Origin of the sequence: Streptomyces griseus (assembly GCF_900460065.1) — a bacterium.
Taxonomy (GTDB): Bacteria; Actinomycetota; Actinomycetes; order Streptomycetales; family Streptomycetaceae; genus Streptomyces; species Streptomyces griseus.
The window spans coordinates 182728-200720 of sequence record NZ_UAVD01000028.1; the positions used below are offsets into that span (position 1 = coordinate 182728).

The 17993-nt window shown below is 71.1% G+C and carries 15 protein-coding genes; 14 read left to right on the top strand and 1 reads right to left on the bottom strand.

Going from position 1 to position 17993, the window contains the following annotated elements:
* Positions 1-19: 19 nt before the first annotated feature.
* The 10 genes from DTB53_RS18585 (at position 20) to DTB53_RS36870 (ending at position 11666) form a co-directional block, all read left to right on the top strand.
* The gene (locus tag DTB53_RS18585) at positions 20-949 is read left to right on the top strand and encodes an ABC transporter permease (RefSeq protein WP_003966528.1); all 930 of its coding nucleotides are present in this window, start codon (positions 20-22) and stop codon (positions 947-949) included.
* The gene (locus tag DTB53_RS18590; RefSeq protein ID WP_012379181.1) at positions 942-1895 is read left to right on the top strand and encodes an ABC transporter permease; all 954 of its coding nucleotides are present in this window, start codon (positions 942-944) and stop codon (positions 1893-1895) included. The genes DTB53_RS18585 and DTB53_RS18590 overlap by 8 nt, the downstream gene beginning before the upstream one ends.
* 11 nt (positions 1896-1906) lie before the next feature.
* Entirely contained in the window at positions 1907-2965 is a 1059-nt protein-coding gene (locus DTB53_RS18595) for an ABC transporter ATP-binding protein (protein WP_003966526.1), read from the top strand.
* Positions 2958-4100 (top strand): ABC transporter ATP-binding protein, encoded by a 1143-nt coding sequence (locus DTB53_RS18600; protein ID WP_042496201.1) that lies wholly within the window; start codon positions 2958-2960, stop codon positions 4098-4100. Before DTB53_RS18595 ends, DTB53_RS18600 begins: the two co-directional genes overlap by 8 nt.
* A 165-nt stretch (positions 4101-4265) precedes the next feature.
* Positions 4266-5900 carry a peptide ABC transporter substrate-binding protein gene (locus tag DTB53_RS18605; RefSeq protein ID WP_012379178.1) on the top strand — a complete coding sequence of 545 codons (1635 nt, stop codon included), beginning with the start codon at positions 4266-4268 and terminating at the stop codon, positions 5898-5900.
* 209 nt (positions 5901-6109) lie between these two features.
* Positions 6110-7033: an ABC transporter permease gene (locus tag DTB53_RS18610; RefSeq protein ID WP_003966523.1), complete on the top strand. Its 924-nt coding sequence runs from the start codon at positions 6110-6112 to the stop codon at positions 7031-7033.
* Positions 7026-8003, top strand: coding sequence for an ABC transporter permease (locus DTB53_RS18615; protein WP_003966522.1), 978 nt, complete (start codon positions 7026-7028; stop codon positions 8001-8003). Before DTB53_RS18610 ends, DTB53_RS18615 begins: the two co-directional genes overlap by 8 nt.
* Before the next feature lie 13 nt (positions 8004-8016).
* Positions 8017-8994: an ABC transporter ATP-binding protein gene (locus DTB53_RS18620; protein WP_003966521.1), complete on the top strand. Its 978-nt coding sequence runs from the start codon at positions 8017-8019 to the stop codon at positions 8992-8994.
* Entirely contained in the window at positions 8984-10258 is a 1275-nt protein-coding gene (locus DTB53_RS18625) for an ABC transporter ATP-binding protein (RefSeq protein ID WP_012379176.1), read from the top strand. Before DTB53_RS18620 ends, DTB53_RS18625 begins: the two co-directional genes overlap by 11 nt.
* Before the next feature lie 235 nt (positions 10259-10493).
* Positions 10494-11666, top strand: a complete 1173-nt coding sequence (locus DTB53_RS36870; protein ID WP_160167428.1) for a hypothetical protein — start codon at positions 10494-10496, stop codon at positions 11664-11666.
* A gap of 33 nt (positions 11667-11699) precedes the next feature.
* Here DTB53_RS36870 and DTB53_RS18635 read toward each other — a convergent pair whose 3' ends face one another.
* Entirely contained in the window at positions 11700-13826 is a 2127-nt protein-coding gene (locus tag DTB53_RS18635; RefSeq protein ID WP_012379174.1) for a prolyl oligopeptidase family serine peptidase, read from the bottom strand.
* A gap of 170 nt (positions 13827-13996) precedes the next feature.
* Here DTB53_RS18635 and DTB53_RS18640 point away from each other — a divergent pair, with 170 nt between their 5' ends.
* The 4 genes from DTB53_RS18640 to DTB53_RS18660 all read left to right on the top strand — a co-directional run bounded on the left by DTB53_RS18640 (position 13997) and on the right by DTB53_RS18660 (position 17932).
* Positions 13997-14191, top strand: coding sequence for a hypothetical protein (locus DTB53_RS18640; protein ID WP_003966517.1), 195 nt, complete (start codon positions 13997-13999; stop codon positions 14189-14191).
* 75 nt (positions 14192-14266) lie between these two features.
* Positions 14267-15232, top strand: coding sequence for an N-acetyl-1-D-myo-inositol-2-amino-2-deoxy-alpha-D-glucopyranoside deacetylase (gene mshB / locus DTB53_RS18645; RefSeq protein ID WP_012379173.1), 966 nt, complete (start codon positions 14267-14269; stop codon positions 15230-15232).
* Positions 15229-15702 carry a DUF6113 family protein gene (locus DTB53_RS18650; RefSeq protein WP_012379172.1) on the top strand — a complete coding sequence of 158 codons (474 nt, stop codon included), beginning with the start codon at positions 15229-15231 and terminating at the stop codon, positions 15700-15702. The genes mshB and DTB53_RS18650 overlap by 4 nt, the downstream gene beginning before the upstream one ends.
* A 175-nt stretch (positions 15703-15877) precedes the next feature.
* Positions 15878-17932, top strand: a complete 2055-nt coding sequence (locus DTB53_RS18660; RefSeq protein WP_012379171.1) for a hypothetical protein — start codon at positions 15878-15880, stop codon at positions 17930-17932.
* The last annotated feature ends 61 nt before the right edge of the window (positions 17933-17993 follow it).

Sequence of the window (17993 nt, forward strand, 5' to 3'; positions counted from 1 at the left end):
TCCCCACACGGAGGCACCCATGGGGCGCTATGTCGCACGACGACTGCTCCAGATGATCCCGGTCTTCCTCGGGTCGACCCTGCTGGTCTTCCTGATGATGTACGCACTGCCCGGCGACCCCGTCAGAGCACTTGCCGGTGAACAGCACGTGGACGCGGCGCAGATCGCGTCCATGAAGGCAGATCTGGGCCTGGACCAGCCGATCTGGCAGCAGTACCTGAACTACCTGGGCAATCTTTTCCAGGGCGACCTCGGCAACCAGATCGGAACGCAGCGTCCGGTCGCCGAAGTCATCTCCGACGCCTACCCGATCACCGTCAGACTGGCGATCTTCGCCTTCGTCTTCACGGTCGTCGCCGGGATCTCGCTCGGCATCGTCGCCGGCCTCAAGGCCGAGTCCCTCCGGGACCGCGGTCTGCTCGGTCTGACGCTGGTGCTGATCTCCATGCCGTCCTTCGTGCTGGGCTTCCTCGTTCAGTACTTCTTCGCGTTCCAGCTCGGCATCGCCAAGCCGAACGTGAGTCTCGAACCGACCAACACCGAGTTGATCATGCCGGCCATCGTGCTGGCATCGCTGTCGCTCGCGTACGTCGCCCGCCTCACCCGTACCTCGGTCGCCGAGAACATGCGCGCCGACTACATGCGTACGGCTGTCGCCAAGGGCCTGCCGCGCCGCCGCGTCATCGGCGTGCACCTGATGCGCAACTCGCTCATCCCGGTCGTGACCTTCCTCGGCACCGACATCGGCGCCCTGATGGGCGGCGCGATCGTGACCGAGGGCATCTTCAACATCAAGGGCGTCGGATCGCTCGTCTTCGAGGCTCTGGGCAAGCGTGAGGGTGCCACCGTCGTCGGCGTCGTGACGCTGCTCGTCGTCGTCTATCTCATCTGCAGCCTGCTCGTCGACCTGCTCTACGCGGTCCTGGACCCGAGGATCCGGTATGCCTGACACCACCGCACTCAAGAGCACCGACGCTTCGGCCACCGCTGTCGACGCGCCGCCCGCCACGGACACCGGTCCGGCGCCCGGCAAGCCGCGCAGCCTCTGGTCGGACGCCTGGCACGACCTGCGGCGCAACCCGCTCTTCATCGTCTCGATGGTGCTGATCCTGCTGCTCGCCGTGATGTCGATCTTCCCGGGGCTGTTCACCAGCGCCTCGCCGAGGGAAGCCAACCTGGCCGAGCACTACCTCCAGCACCCGAACTGGGGCCACTTCTTCGCCCCCGACTGGCTCGGCTACGACGGTCAGGGACGCTCGATCTACGCGCGTCTCGTGTACGGCGCCCGCGCCTCGATCACCGTCGGCGTCGTGGTGACCCTCGCGGTCACCATCACGGGTCTGATCATCGGCATGCTCGCCGGTTACTTCGGCGGCTGGATCGACACGATCCTGTCGCGCATCACCGACGTCTTCTTCGGCGTCCCCTTCATCGTCGGCGCCATGGTCATCCTGACCAGCTTCGAGAAGCGCTCGGTGTGGGTCGTGATCCTCTCGCTGGCCTTCCTCGGCTGGACGTCGATCGCCCGTGTCGCCCGCGGCTCGGTCATCACGATCAAGCAGTCCGACTACGTGGTCGCCGCCAAGGCGCTCGGCGCCTCCACCACCCGGATCCTGACGCGGCACATCCTGCCGAACGCCATCGCTCCGGTGATCGTGGTCGCCACCATCGCGCTCGGCGGTTACATCGCCGCCGAGGCCACCCTGTCGTTCCTCGGCATCGGCCTCGCCGAGCCGACGGTCTCGTGGGGCATCGATGTGTCCGCTGCGAAGGACCAGCTCCGCAACGCGCCGTACGTCCTGGTCATCCCCTCGGTGATGGTCTCGATCACGGTGCTGTCCTTCCTGATGTTCGGCGATGCGGTCCGCAACGCCCTCGACCCCAAGATGCGCTGAGGGAGGCGTTCGTGACCACCATCGACAAGACGGCTCACGTCCCCGCACCGCGGGAGTCCGTGAGTGGCGACGGTCCACTGCTCGACGTCCGTGACCTGCACGTGGAGTTCCACACCCGCGACGGTGTGGCCAAGGCGGTCAACGGTGTGAACTACACCGTCAGCGCCGGCGAGACGCTCGCGGTGCTCGGCGAGTCCGGCTCCGGCAAGTCCGTGACCGCGCAGACCATCATGGGCATCCTCGACATGCCGCCGGGGAAGATCACGCAGGGCGAGATCCTCTTCCGCGGCCAGGACATGCTGAAGATGTCCAACGAGGAGCGCCGGAAGATCCGCGGCCGGAAGATCGCGATGATCTTCCAGGACGCGCTGTCCTCGCTGAACCCGGTCCTCTCGGTGGGCTACCAGCTCGGCGAGATGTTCCGGGTGCACCAGGGCCTCTCCAAGAAGGAGGCCAAGGCCAAGTCCATCGAGCTGATGGACCAGGTCAAGATCCCGGCGGCGGCGGCCCGTATCTCGGACTTCCCGCACCAGTTCTCCGGCGGTATGCGCCAGCGCATCATGATCGCCATGGCGCTGGCCCTGGAGCCGGACCTGATCATCGCGGACGAGCCGACCACCGCGCTCGACGTGACGGTGCAGGCCCAGGTCATGGACCTGCTGGCCGAGCTCCAGCGCGAGTACAACATGGGGCTCATCCTGATCACCCACGACCTCGGCGTCGTCGCCGACGTCGCGGACAAGATCGCCGTGATGTACGCGGGCCGGATCGTGGAGACGGCCCCGGTCGACGAGCTGTACAGCCGTCCGGCGCACCCGTACACCAAGGGTCTGCTGGAATCGATCCCGCGCCTGGACCAGAAGGGCCAGGAGCTCTACGCGATCAAGGGCCTGCCGCCCAACCTGACGCGTATCCCCGCGGGCTGTGCCTTCAGCCCGCGCTGCCCCAAGGCACAGGACATCTGCCGCACCGACGTCCCGCCGCTCGTCCCGGTGACCGAGCAGGACGGTCTGGAGCTCGTCGGCCGCGGCAGCGCGTGCCACTTCTGGAAGGAGACGATCCATGGCTGAGCTCAAGAAGGAGCCCGTGGACGCCACCCCGAACGTCTCCGCCGTGGAGACCGTGGACGTCGCGACCGAGGCGGAGGCCGTGGCCGCCATCGACGCGCCCGTCAGCCAGGGCGAGCCGATCCTCCAGGTGCGGAACCTCGTCAAGCACTTCCCGCTGACCCAGGGCATCCTCTTCAAGAAGCAGATCGGCGCGGTCAAGGCCGTCGACGGCATCTCCTTCGACCTGTACGCCGGTGAGACCCTCGGCATCGTGGGCGAGTCCGGCTGCGGCAAGTCCACGGTCGCCAAGCTCCTGATGACGCTGGAGCGGGCCACCGCCGGCGAGGTCTTCTACAAGGGCCAGGACATCACCAAGCTGTCCGGCCGCGCGCTGAAGGCCGTGCGCCGCAACATCCAGATGGTGTTCCAGGACCCGTACACCTCGCTGAACCCGCGCATGACGGTCGGCGACATCATCGGGGAGACCTTCGAGATCCACCCCGAGGTGGCCCCGAAGGGCGACCGGCGCCGCCGCGTCCAGGACCTCCTGGACGTCGTCGGGCTGAACCCGGAGTACATCAACCGGTACCCGCACCAGTTCTCCGGCGGTCAGCGCCAGCGCATCGGCATCGCCCGCGGCCTGGCGCTCAACCCGGAGATCATCATCTGCGACGAGCCGGTCTCCGCGCTCGACGTGTCGGTGCAGGCCCAGGTCATCAACCTGATGGAGAAGCTCCAGGACGAGTTCAACCTGTCCTACGTCTTCATCGCGCACGACCTGTCCATCGTCCGGCACATCTCCGACCGCGTCGGCGTCATGTACCTCGGCAAGATGGCCGAGATCGGCACGGACACGCAGATCTACGACCACCCGACGCACCCCTACACCCAGGCGCTGCTGTCGGCGGTCCCGGTCCCCGACCCGTCGGCCCGTGAGGGACGCGACCGGATCATCCTGACCGGTGACGTTCCGTCACCGGCGAACCCGCCCTCCGGCTGCCGCTTCCGCACCCGGTGCTGGAAGGCGGAGGAGCGCTGCGCGACGGAGGAGCCCCTGCTGGCGATCCCCGAGCGCTTCGTCGCGGGCAGCACGCCCGCCACGCACGAGTCGGCGTGCCACTTCGCCGAGGAGCGCGACGTCGTGCACGCGGCGTAGTCGCTTCTCGATCCCGAACGGCAGATGCCCGGTCCCCGGTGGGGGCCGGGCATCGTCGCGTCCGCCCCCGCCCCCGCCCGTACGGGGTAAGCCCGCATGCGATGCATGGCGTTATGAGGTGATATGAGGCATTGAGCTACTCGATGACTCTCTAGGAGGCACTTCATGCGCGGAGCCACACAGGTCAGGTGGGCCGCATGTGCGGTGGCCGTCGCCCTGGCGGCGACGGCCTGCGGCGGCGGTGGGGGTGACGACGGCGGCAGCGGCGGCGCCGACGGCATCGTCAGCTCCTCCTGGGGAGACCCGCAGAACCCGCTGGAACCCGCCAACACCAACGAGGTCCAGGGCGGCAAGGTCCTCGACATGGTCTTCCGCGGACTGATCCGCTACGACCCGAAGACCGGCGAGGCCAAGAACATGATCGCCGAGTCCATCGACTCGACGGACTCCCAGAACTTCACGATCAAGCTCAAGGACGGCTGGACGTTCTCCAACGGCGAGAAGGTCACCGCCAAGTCGTTCGTCGACGCCTGGAACTACGGCGCCGCGCTGAAGAACAACCAGAAGAACGCCTACTTCTTCCAGTACATCGAGGGCTACGACAAGGTCCACCCGGAGTCCGGCTCCGCTTCCGCGGAGACCATGTCGGGCCTGAAGGTCGTCGACGACCTGACCTTCACCGCCAAGCTCACCCAGAAGTTCTCGCTGTGGCCCGACACCCTCGGCTACTCCGCCTTCGTCCCCCTGCCCAAGGCCTTCTACGACGACCACGACGCCTGGCTCTCCAAGCCCGTCGGGAACGGCCCGTACACCATCGAGTCGTACGCCAAGGGCTCCTCGATGAACCTGCGCAAGTGGGACGACTACCCCGGCGACGACAAGGCGAAGAACGGCGGCGTCGACCTCAAGGTCTTCACCGACAACAACACCGCCTACACCGACCTGACGTCGGGCAACCTCGACCTCGTCGACGACGTGCCCGCCTCCCAGCTCCGCAACGTCGAGGCGGACCTCGGCAATCGGTACATCAACACCCCCGCCGGCATCATCCAGACCCTGGCCTTCCCCTTCTACGACAAGGAATGGGACACCGACGACGCCCGCAAGGTCCGCCAGGGCCTCTCCATGGCGATCAACCGGCCGCAGATCACCGACCAGATCTTCCAGAAGACCCGCACCCCCGCCTCCGACTGGACCTCCCCGGTCCTCGGCGACGACGGCGGCTTCAAGAAGGGCCTCTGCGGCAAGGAGTGCACGTACGACAAGGCCGCGGCCAAGAAGCTGATCGACGAGGGCGGCGGCATCCCCGGCGGCCAGCTGAAGATCTCGTACAACGCGGACACCGGCTCCCACAAGGAGTGGGTCGACGCCGTCTGCAACAGCATCAACAACGTCATGGGCAACAACAAGGCCTGCGTCGGCGGCCCCGTCGGCACCTTCGCCGACTTCCGCGCCCAGGTCTCCACCCAGAAGCTCACCGGCGCCTGGCGGGCCGGCTGGCAGATGGACTACCCCCTGATCCAGAACTTCCTCCAGCCGCTCTACTACACCAACGCCCCGTCCAACGACGGCAAGTGGAGCAACCAGCAGTTCGACGACCTGGTCGACAAGGCCAACGCGGAGAGCGACAAGGCGAAGGCCGTCACCACCTTCCAGGACGCGGAGAAGATCCTCGTCACCGAGATGCCGGTCATCCCGCTCTGGTACCAGAACGGCAGCGCCGGCTACTCGGACCGGGTCGACAACGTGGAACTGAACCCCTTCAGCGTCCCGGTCTACGAAGAGATCACCGTCAAGTGACGCGCTGAGCGACGCGGACGGCCGGGACGCCCGACACAGCGCCCCGGCCGTCCGCGCACCCGTACCGCCCGCCAGGAACCGCTCGCCCCAGGGGGCGCCCTCCCGGTCACGCCGGGCTCGCGGGGCCCGCACCGCGAACCCGCGGCCCCGGACCCCGCTCCCCGATCCGGCCTGACCGACCAGGCGCCCCCCGACCCCCGGAGCCCCTCATGGGACGTTATGTGATCCGGCGGCTGCTGCAGATGATCCCGGTCTTCTTCGGCACCACGCTGTTGATCTTCCTCATGGTGAACGTGATGGGCGACCCCATCGCGGGCCTCTGCGGCGACCGCCAGTGCGACCCGGCCACCGCCGCCCAGCTGCGCGCCGAGTTCGGCCTCGACAAGCCGGTCTGGCAGCAATACCTCACCTACATGGGCAACGTGTTCACCGGCGACTTCGGCACCGCCTTCAACGGGCAGAAGGTCACCGAGCTGATGGCCACCGCCTTCCCCATCACGATCCGGCTCACCGTCGTCGCGGTCGTCTTCGAGGTCGTCATCGGCATCAGCCTCGGCGTCGTCACCGGGCTGCGGCGCGGCCGTCCCGTCGACACCACCGTCCTCATCCTGACGCTGGTCGTCATCGCCATCCCGACCTTCGTCACCGGCCTGCTGCTCCAGCTCCTCCTGGGCGTCAAGTGGGGCATCATCAAGCCCTCGGTCTCCCCGGACCCCACCTTCGACGAACTGCTCGTCCCCGGACTGGTCCTCGCCTCGGTCTCGCTCGCCTACGTCACCCGGCTCACCCGGACCTCGATCGCCGAGAACGCCCGCGCCGACTACGTACGCACCGCCGTCGCCAAGGGCCTGCCCCGCCGCCGGGTCGTGGTCCGGCACCTGCTGCGCAACTCGCTGATCCCCGTCGTCACCTTCATCGGCACCGACGTGGGGGCCCTGATGGGCGGGGCCATCGTCACCGAGCGGATCTTCAACATCCACGGCGTCGGCTACCAGCTCTACCAGGGCATCCTGCGCCAGAACTCCCAGACCGTCGTCGGGTTCGTCACCATCCTCGTCCTCGTCTTCCTGGCCGCCAACCTGATCGTCGACCTCCTGTACGCCGTACTCGACCCGAGGATCCGCTATGCCTGAGCCGCAGACCCCGGACGAAGCGATCTCCCCGGCGGGCGCCGGCGGCCCCATGGACCTGGCCCTGGAGGAGGGCACCAGCCTGGAGAAGAACCCGGGCGGCCCCGACGGCGCCGGACCCGCCGGGAAGCCCCGCAGCCTCTGGTCGGACGCCTGGCGCGACCTGCGGCGCAACCCGGTCTTCATCATCTCCTCGCTGGTCATCCTCTTCCTGGTGATCATCTCGATCTGGCCCTCGCTCATCGCGAGCGGCGACCCCCTCCAGGCCAACCTGGACGACGCCCAGAAGGGCTCCGAGCCCGGCCACCCCTTCGGCTTCGACCCGCAGGGCCGGGACGTCTACACCCGGGTCGTCTACGGCACCCGCACCTCGGTGACCGTCGGCATCTGCTCCACCCTCGGCGTCGCGATCCTCGGCAGCGTGCTCGGCGGCCTCGCCGGCTTCTTCGGCGGCTGGTGGGACTCGATCCTCTCCCGCCTCACCGACGTCTTCTTCGGCATCCCCGTGGTCCTCGGCGGCCTGGTCTTCCTCTCCGTCGTCACCAGCTCCACCGTCTGGCCCGTCGTCGGCTTCATCGTCCTGCTCGGCTGGCCCCAGATCGCCCGCATCGCCCGCGGTTCGGTCATCACCGCCAAACAGAACGACTACGTCCAGGCGGCCCGCGCGCTCGGCGCCTCCAACTCCCGGATGATGCTGCGCCACATCACCCCGAACGCCATCGCCCCGGTCATCGTCGTGGCGACCATCGCGCTCGGCACCTACATCTCGCTGGAGGCGACCCTCTCCTACCTCGGGGTCGGCCTGAAGGACCCGGCCGTCTCCTGGGGCATCGACATCTCCGCCGCCTCCAACTACATCCGCAACGCCCCGCACATGTTGCTCTGGCCCGCCGGAGCCCTGGCGATCACCGTGCTCGCCTTCATCATGCTCGGCGACGCGGTACGCGACGCCCTCGACCCCAAGCTGCGCTGAGGAGCCGGTTGCCATGTTGCTCGAAGTGCGCGATCTGCACGTGGAGTTCCACACCCGCGAAGGCGTCGCCAAGGCCGTCAACGGGGTCAACTACTCGGTGGCCGAGGGCGAGACGCTCGCCGTCCTCGGCGAGTCCGGTTCCGGCAAGTCCGTCACCGCCCAGGCGATCATGGGCATCCTCGACATGCCGCCCGGGAAGATCGCCGGCGGGGAGATCCTCTTCAAGGACCAGGACCTGCTGAAGCTCAAGCCGGAGGAGCGGCGCAGGATCCGCGGCCAGGAGATGGCCATGATCTTCCAGGACGCCCTGTCCTCGCTCAACCCGGTCCTCACCGTCGGCCAGCAGCTCGGCGAGATGTTCGTCGTGCACCGCGGCATGTCCCGCAAGGACGCCAGAACCAAGGCCGTCGAGCTGATGGACCGGGTCCGCATCCCCGCCGCCAAGGAACGGGTCGGCCAGTACCCGCACCAGTTCTCCGGGGGGATGCGCCAGCGCATCATGATCGCCATGGCGATGGCCCTGGAACCCTCCCTGATCATCGCCGACGAGCCCACCACCGCCCTCGACGTCACCGTCCAGGCCCAGGTCATGGAGCTCCTCGCCGAACTCCAGCGCGAGCTGAACACGGGCCTCATCCTGATCACCCACGACCTCGGCGTCGTCGCCGACGTCGCCGACAAGATCGCCGTCATGTACGCGGGCCGCATCGTCGAGACCGCCCCCGTGCACGACATCTACAAGGCCCCCGCCCACCCGTACACCAAGGGCCTCCTCCAGTCGATCCCGCGCCTGGACCAGAAGGGCCGGGAGCTCTACGCGATCAAGGGCCTGCCGCCCAACCTCACCCGGATTCCGCCCGGCTGCGCCTTCAACCCCCGCTGCCCGATGGCGAGGGACGTGTGCCGCAGCGACGTGCCGCCGCTCTACGAGGTGGACGAGCGGCGCCGGAGCGCCTGCCACTTCTGGAAGGAGACGCTCGATGCACGCTGACCGCGACGAGAGTGCGGGGACCGGCGGCGCGGCCGGCTCCACCCTGCTGTCCAAGGCCCGGCAGGACGCCGTCACGCCGTACACCGAGGGCGATCCGATCCTTCAGGTCCGCGACCTCGCCAAGCACTACCCGTTGACCCAGGGCATCCTCTTCAAGCGCCAGATCGGCGCGGTCCGGGCCGTCGACGGCGTCGACTTCGACCTGTACGCGGGCGAGACGCTGGGCATCGTGGGGGAGTCGGGCTGCGGCAAGTCGACCGTCGCCAAGATGCTCGTCCACCTGGAACGCCCCACCGCCGGCGCCATCCGCTACAAGGGCGAGGACATCGCGAAGCTGTCCGGCCGGGCGCTGAAGGCGGTGCGCCGCAACATCCAGATGGTGTTCCAGGACCCGTACACCTCGCTGAACCCGCGGATGACGGTCGGCGACATCATCGGCGAGCCGTACGAGATCCACCCCGAGGTCGCCCCGAAGGGCAGCCGCCGCCAGAAGGTGCAGGACCTGCTGGACGTCGTCGGGCTGAACCCGGAGTACATCAACCGCTATCCGCACCAGTTCTCCGGGGGGCAGCGCCAGCGCATCGGCATCGCCCGCGGCCTCGCCCTCAACCCGGAGATCATCGTCGCCGACGAGCCCGTCTCCGCGCTCGACGTCTCCGTACAGGCGCAGGTCGTCAACCTGCTGGACCGGCTCCAGGCGGAGTTCAGCCTCAGCTTCGTCTTCATCGCCCACGACCTCTCGATCGTCCGGCACATCTCCGACCGGGTCGGCGTGATGTACCTGGGCCGGATCGTGGAGATCGGCTCCGACGCGGAGATCTACGACCACCCGACCCACCCGTACACCCAGGCGCTGCTCTCCGCCGTGCCCGTGCCGGACCCGACGGCCCGCGACCACCGGGAACGGATCATCCTGCACGGGGACGTCCCCTCGCCCGCCAACATCCCCTCGGGCTGCCGCTTCCGCACCCGGTGCTGGAAGGCCCGGGAGCGGTGCGAACTGGAGGTCCCGCTGCTGGCGGTCCCCGCGGAGTTCCGGCTCGTCGACACCCCGGCCCGGCACGACTCCGCGTGCCACTTCGCGGAGGAGAAGCGCGTGGTGCCGCCGGAGGGCGAGCTGGAGGTCCCGGGGCCCGCGGAACGGGGGAGCACCGAGCGGGAGCCCGGGGAGCAGCCGGGGGGCACCGTGCGGGAGCCCGGGGACAAGCCGGGGAGCGCCGGGCCGGGCCCCGGACAGCAGGGGAGCGCCGGCGGCGAAGCCTGATGAGGCCGCGTCAGACGCGTTAACAAGCAGGCAACTCCACCGTCGCCGCACCGATATACGAACGCTCCATGCTGGACAGCGTACGGCCGTGCGGGTGCCGTGGTCCGGCCGGAGCGTCGTCTCGTCGCTCCGGCCGGACGCCCGCCGCTCCCGTTCCCCGACGCCCGTCCCGTGCGGCCCGCTCCGTCCCCCGCGCGGGCTTGTTCATCCGTTCGGGCGGGTGGAGTATCGCCGGGTGACGCTTACACGGGGAGCGAGAATCACCGGCGCCGTTCTGTGCGCGGTGTCGGCACTGCTCGTCATCGTCTGGCTGGTGCGGGACATCCGGGCCGCCGACGGGCCGGTGGCGGTCTGGGAACACTGGTCTGGCACCGGGGACCTCCGGGACGTGCCGCTGACGACCACCTCGGCGGCCGCCCTCGTCCTGCTCGCGGCCTACGCCGCGGCCGCCGTGGCGGCACTCCGGTCCGCCTCCGCCGCCCTGGTCCTCGTCGTCACCGGCGCGGTCACCCTCGCCCTGCGGCTGCCCGGCGTCTGGACGGTGGCCGACGCCTCCGCGCCGGAGCACCTCCGCGACCGGGCCCTGATCACCACCTGTGTCGCCCTGGCGGCCGGGATCGGCCTGGTCGTCGCGGGGGTGGCGGGCCGGCGCCCGGCGCCGGAGGGCGCGGTGCGCCCCGTCGGTCCGCGGCGCGGTGGTGCGGCCGTCTTCCTGCTCCTGGGCTCCCAGGCGCTGATCGTCGCCGCCTGGGAGATCAGACAGCCGTTCGTCTACCCGTCCGAGCTCTACCCCGCGTGGTTCATCGGCGGGGGACCCCTGTCCCTCCCGCTGACCGAGGGGCCGCCCGGCTGGGTCGCGGTGACGCACGTCCTGATGTTCCTGGCGGCGGCCGGCGGCGCGCTCACCGGTGCGGCCCACGCGCGACCGCTCGGTCTGATCGCGGGCGGGTTCGTGCTCTCCTCCGGCGTGCTGGGCACGGCGCGCGTCGTCCACTACGAGATGTACGAGCGGTTCTTCGACGCGGACCTGGAAGCGCAGCTGAACATGCTGACCTCCGTCGCCGCGCTCATCGCCGGACCCGTGGTGATCATCGTCCTCGCCCGCAAGGACGTCGAGCGGATCCCGGCGGGTGGCGTCCCCGGCCCCTGGGGCGGCGGCGGGCCGTGGGGCGCCCGGCCCCCCGGCCACCCGCCCCCGCACGTGGCCCCCGGCTACCCGCCTCCGCAGGCGCCCCCCGGGCAGCAGCCGCCGGCCCCCGGCTTCGGGCCCCCGCGGGACGGCGGCTTCGGGCCCCCGCCCCAGGGGCCCCCGCCCCAGGGGCCCCCGCCCCAGGGGCCCCCGCCCCAGGGGCCCCCGCCCCAGGGGCCCCCGCCCCAGGGGCCGCCGTCCCCGCCGGCGGGCGGGTGACGGGGACGACGGGCCCGGCCGGGCGGATGCGGCTCAGGCCCCGGTCATCCCCAGCGACCTCTTGAGGAAGTCCACCTGGAGCAGCAGCAGGTTCTCCGCCACCTGCTCCTGCGGCGTCATGTGCGTCACCCCGCTCAGCGGCAGCACCTCGTGCGGACGCCCGGCGGCCAGCAGCGCCGAGGAGAGCCGCAGGGCGTGGGCGACCACCACGTTGTCGTCGGCCAGGCCGTGCACGATCATCATGGGCCGGACCTCGGCCGCGGGCTCGGAGAGACCGTCGTCGGTGAGCAGCGAGTTGTACGCGTACACCTCGGGCTGCGCCGCCGGGTCGCCGAGATAGCGCTCGGTGTAGTGGGTGTCGTACAGCCGCTGGTCCGTCACCGGGGCGCCCACCACCGCCGCGTGGAACACGTCGGGCCGCCGCAGCACCGCGAGCCCCGCCAGATAGCCGCCGAAGGACCAGCCGCGGATCGCCACCCGGGACAGGTCGAGCGGGAACCGCCCGGCCAGCCCGTGCAACGCCTCGACCTGGTCCTCCATCGTCATCACGAGGTTGTCCCGCACCGCCTTCTCCCACCCCGGCGAGCGGCCCGGCGCGCCCCGCCCGTCCGCCACGACCACCGCGAAGCCCTGGTCCGCGAACCACTGCGAGGTCAGGTGCGCGTTGTGGGCGGCGACCACCCGGCGGCCGTGCGGACCGCCGTACGGATCCATCAGGACCGGAAGGGGACCATCCGCCTCCTGGTAGTCCGAGGGGAGCAGGACGGCGCACGGAATCCGCCGTGCGCCCCCCTCGGTGAGCGTCACGCGGGCGGAGATCACCGGCTGCTGGGCCGAACTGGGGATCCGGGTCAGCCGCTTGCCGTCCCGCACCACCCACGCGGCGGCTCCGGGCTCCTCCGGGACGGCCGAGACCAGGACCGTGAGAGCGCCCGAGCGGACCGCGGAGTGCACGCCCACCCCTTCGGAAACCCGCTCGATTCCCAGCTCGTTCACCCGGTACACATGGATCTGCCCGATCTCCGGTTCCACCGCGTCCTCACCGGCCACCGCCGAGACCAGGATGTCGGACTCCCCGATGTCCAGCACCGACTGGACGTGCAGCTGGGAGCCGGTGAGCAGGCGGTCGCCGACCGCCAGCACCCGCGCGCCGCCCTCGTCGACGATCCGCACCAGCCGCCCGTCGGGCGCCCACGCGGGCACCCCGGGGAAGAGATCCAGCCACACCGGATCCTCGTCGACATGCACGATCCGGGTCGCACCGGTCTCCGGGTCCACCGCCAGATACCGCTGGCTGCGCTGGTCCCGGGCCTGCACCAGCAGCAGCGGAGCGCCCGCGGCGGACCAGTGCACCTGAGCCAGGTACGGGAACGCGGCCCGGTCCCAGACCACTTCGGTACGGGCCCCCTCCAGGTCCATGACGAACAGCCGCACCTCGGCGTTGGGCGTGCCCGCCGCCGGGTAGGCGACCTCGGCGGGCGGCCGTCCGGGGTGCGCGGGATCGGCGATGTACCACCGCTGTACGGGGCTGTCGTCGGCCCGCGCGACCAGCAGCCGGTCCGACTCCGGCGACCACCAGAAGCCCCGGTAGCGGTGCATCTCCTCGGCCGCGATGAACTCGGCCAGCCCGTAGGTGACATGGGAGTCCTCCGGCTCGGCCAGCGCCCGGTCGCCCTCGCCCCCCGCGCCCACGACCCGCAGGGCGCCCTTGGCCACGTACGCGATGTGCCGGCCGTCGGGGGACGGGCGGGGGTCGATCACCGGGCCCGGAACCGGCAGCGCCCGCGCGGTGCCGGCCCGCAGTTCGGCCACGTACACCTTTCCGGACAGGGCGAACGAGGCCAGCTCCGCCGCCGCGTCCACCGCGTAGGTGACGATGCCCGACGAGCCCTCCCGGGTGCGCTCGCGCCGGGCCCGCTCCTGCGCCGAGAGCTTCTCCGCCGCACCGCCCAGCAGGACTTCGGGGTCGGCGGCGACGCGTTCCTCGCCGGTCGCCGGGTCGAGGACCCAGAGCCGGGTGGTGCGGTCCGTTCCGGACATCGACCGGAGGAAGATCACGCGCGTCTCATCCGGTGAGACGGTGAAGGCGCGAGGTGCGCCGAGAGTGAAGCGCTGGGTCCGTGCTTGCTGGCGGGGAAAGGACAGCTTCTGCGAGGTCATGGCTCCGAACTTAGCCTCGCGCAGCGGTTCGTGCGCCCCTCGTGCTGCTGTGCCCCGAACAATGCGTTGGCACGGAAAGTTATGATCCGTAGCGCTCGGTGGGTAGGAACCTGCTGACTTCGTGTACCCCCGTTCCGACCGTCCGAACGTACCGATGGAGGTGAACCGCCGTGGCGCTCTCGATTTCGGCGGTAGTGCTGCTGGCGATCATCGTCTTCCTGCTGATCCGGAAATCCGGGTTGAAGGGGGGACACGCGGTGGTCTGCATGCTGCTCGGGTTCTACATCGCGAGCTCGTCCATCGCGCCGACCATCTCCGATCTGACGAGCAACGTGGCGGGGATGATCGGCAGCATCAAGTTCTGACCCCGGGGGCCGAGGAAGCGCGGGGCGCGGGGGCGCGGGGGCGCGGGGGGCCTCCGGGCTCGTAGGGTGGTCCCCATGAAGGACCTCCCCGCCCGCCGTCTGCTGCTGGTGCACGCGCACCCCGACGACGAGTCGATCAACAACGGCGCCACCATGGCCAGGTATGCGGCCGAGGGCGCCCACGTCACGCTGGTGACGTGCACGCTCGGCGAGGAGGGCGAGGTCATCCCGCCCGCGCTCGCCCGTCTCACCGCCGACCGCGACGACGCGCTGGGCCCCCACCGCGTCGGCGAGCTGGCCGCGGCGATGCGGGAGCTCGGCGTCGACGACCACCGCTTCCTCGGCGGGGCCGGCCGCTACCGGGACTCCGGAATGATGGGCGCCGAGCAGAACGGCCGCCCCGGCTCCTTCTGGTCCACCTCGGTGGACGAGGCGGCGGCCCACCTCGTCGAGGTGATCCGCGAGGTCCGCCCCCAGGTCCTGGTCACCTACGATCCGGACGGCGGCTACGGCCACCCCGACCACATCCAGGCCCACCGTGTCGCGATGCGCGCCGCCGACCTGGCCGCCGACCCGGCGTACGGCTCCGACGCGCCCCACACCGTCGCGAAGGTCTACTGGAACCGGGTGGAGCGGGCCGCGGCCGAGGCCGGCTTCGAGCGGCTGCGCACCACCGCACCCGGGGCCTTCCCCGGCATCGCCTCCGTGGACGACGTCCCGGGCGTGACCGACCGGGAGCACATCACCGCGGAGATCGACGGATCGGCGTACGCCGGGGCCAAGTCGGCGGCGATGCGCGCCCATGCCACCCAGATCGCGGTGGACGGCCCGTTCTTCGCCCTCTCCAACGACCTCGGCCAGCCCCTCCTGACGACCGAGTGCTACCAACTCGTGCGCGGCGTACCGGGTGTGCCCGAGGGGGAGCGCGAGAGCGACCTCTTCGCGGGCCTGCCGCCCGCGACGGACGGGACGGGCGCCGCGGGCGCGCCGAGCGCCACAGGCGCGGCGAACCCCGCGGACGCCGAGGGAGGCGCGGCATGAGCGGGAAGCCGGGCCAGGGCCGTGGCCGCGCCGGATCCTCGCACGCGCCGCGGCGGAACGCGCCGCCCAGGGAGCCCGAGCCCACCGGCTTCGCGGCCCGGCCGAACCCGGTCCGGATCGCCGCCTACGCGGGCCTCGCCGTCCTCGGCGTCCTGGTCGCGATGGCCGGCGCGCTGATCCAACCCGCCTGGTTCCCGGGCGGGTTGATCATCGCGCTGGGGGCCGCCGCGGGTCTCTTCTACGGCGGCCGGATCCTGACCCGGACCCAGATCGGCGCGCTCGCCCCGGCGGCGGGCTGGTTCATCACGGTCTTCCTCCTGCTGAGCGGGCGGCCGGAGGGCGACTACGTCTTCGGCGACGAACTCGGCCTGGTGCTGTTCATGCTCGGCGGGACGGCCGTCGCTGTGATGTGCGCCACCACGTCCAAAGTGCCGCAACCAGCCATCCGCAGCGGCGGGTCCGGTACGTGAAGTGCCAAGTCCGGGTCGGGAAAGACCCCCACAGGTGTGACGCGCGGGTGGAGGTTTCACCCGGTCGCGGAGTGTCCGACGGCGGCGGCCAGTATGGTGGTGCGCGCGCCGAGCCGTCCCCTGGCCTGCGGCATGGGGGAAGTACGGGCGGCGGAGCCAATCGGGAGAACCTGCTTTGAGTCGTGAAACTGACAGTTCGTCCTCCGGGCCCCAGGGCCGCGGCGGAGCCGCGTACCCCTCGGGTACGCCGCCGTACGGATCCCGCCAGTATCCGTCGCTCCACCCGTCGCAGGACGGCTCTGACGAGAACCCGGAATCCGTGGCTCCGCCCCGGCCCGAGGAACCGAAGACCGAGACGACGCTGACGACGCGGATCCGGATCAACATCCCCGGGTCGCGTCCCATCCCGCCGGTCGTGATGCGTACGCCCATGGCGGAGAGCGACATCTCCGGCGGCCGTTCCGACGCGGAGCGCACCGGCGCCACCCCGCGCCCCGGCACGCCGCCGCCCGCGCCCGGACCCGCGGACCGTTCCGCGGGCCCGAACGGCACGGCGGCCGCGGACCGCCCCCGGGACGGCGGCCCCGCCGCCGACCCGGCCCCCGGCGAGAAGCCCGCCCGGGAGAAGGGCGGCAGCGACTGGTTCGCCCCGCGCAAGGCCCCGGCCACCGGGCCGGGAGCGGCCGCTCAGGGCACCGGTGCGCCCGGCGGCGCTCCCGCCGGCCCGGGCGGGGCCCAGGGTCCCGGCGCGGGCGGGTCCGACGGCGATGCGGGGCGCTCGCGCCCCGACCTGCCGTACTTCTCGGACGCCCCGCAGCCGGGCGGACCGGGCGGCCCCGGCCGCAGCGCGCTCGACAGCTACGGCACGGAGCCCCCGGGCGGAGGCCCCCGTTCCACCCCGGGCCTCGGCGTGCGCCCGCCCGGCCCGTCCGGACCCACCACGGGACCGGCCACCGGCAGCTCCTCGCTGACCCCGAACCTCGACGGCGTCCCGGGCCTCGGCGGCCCCGGCCCGATGGTCCCGGGCGCCCCCGGCGGCGTACCGCCCCGGATGTCCGACGACACCGCGATCCTCACGCCGCAGGCCCCGGCGCCCGAGCCCGGCCACGTCTCCGGCGACACGCTCACCAGCGGCATCCCCGTGGTGCCCAGCGAGCCCCGGGTCACGTTCCCGGGCGGCCCCGGAACCCCCGGCGGCCCGGTGGCCGGGGGACCCGGTGTTCCCGCTCCGGGCCCGGCGGCCCCGCGTCCCGCGTCCCAGGCCGCCCCCGCTCCCGCGAAGAAGGGCCGTTCCAAGCTGGTCCTCCTCGGGGTGGCCGCGGTCGTCCTGCTCGGCATCGCCTACGGGGCGGGCCTCCTGCTGAACCACTCCGAGGTCCCCAAGGGCACCACGGTGCTCGGCGTCGACATCGGCGGCGGGACGAAGGAGGAGGCGGTCACCAAGCTCGAAGCCGCACTCGGGGAGCGGGCCAAGACGCCCATGACCCTGTCGGTGGACGGCAAGGAGGAGAAGCTCGACCCCGAGAAGGCCGGTCTCACCCTGGACAGCCAGGAGACCGTGCGCGGGGCGGCGGGCAGCGACTACAACCCCGTCTCGGTGATCGGTTCGCTGTTCGGCGGGGAACGTCCCGCCGACCCGGTGATCCCGGTCGACGAGGAGAAGCTCGGCGTGGCGCTGACCGACCTGGCGGGCGTCTCCGGCTCGTCCAACGACGGCACGATCCGCTTCGAGCCGAACAAGGCCGTGGCGGTGCCGGGCAAGCCGGGCAAGCGGCTGGACGCCGGCCAGTCCCTGATCTCGGTCCGGGACGCCTACCGCGCCCAGGTCCAGACCGGGCAGGCCCGGCTGGTCGAACTCCCCGTCACCACCAGCGAGCCCACCATCACCCAGGCCGAACTGGACCGGGCGATGAAGGAGTTCGCCGAGCCCGCGATGTCCGGCCTGATCACCATCAAGGCCGGTCCCAAGGAGATCCAGTTCGGCCCGGCCCGGTCGCTGCCGCAGATCCTGTCCATGAAGCCCGTGGACGGCCGGCTGGTCGACGTCTACGACAAGCAGGCGATCGACAAGCTCCTCGACGGCGTCTTCGACGGCATCATGGCGGTCAAGGGCGACGGCAAGGAGCACCAGGTCGGTGCGGACGACGTGGCCCAGGCGATGAAGACGGCCCTGGCCGGGAAGACCCCCGCCGAGCGCACGGTCACCATCGACCTCACCGGCCAGGGCTGACGCCCGGACCGTACAGCGCGCCACTCTCCGCCCCCGCCCGGGAACGCCTCCGGCCGGGGGC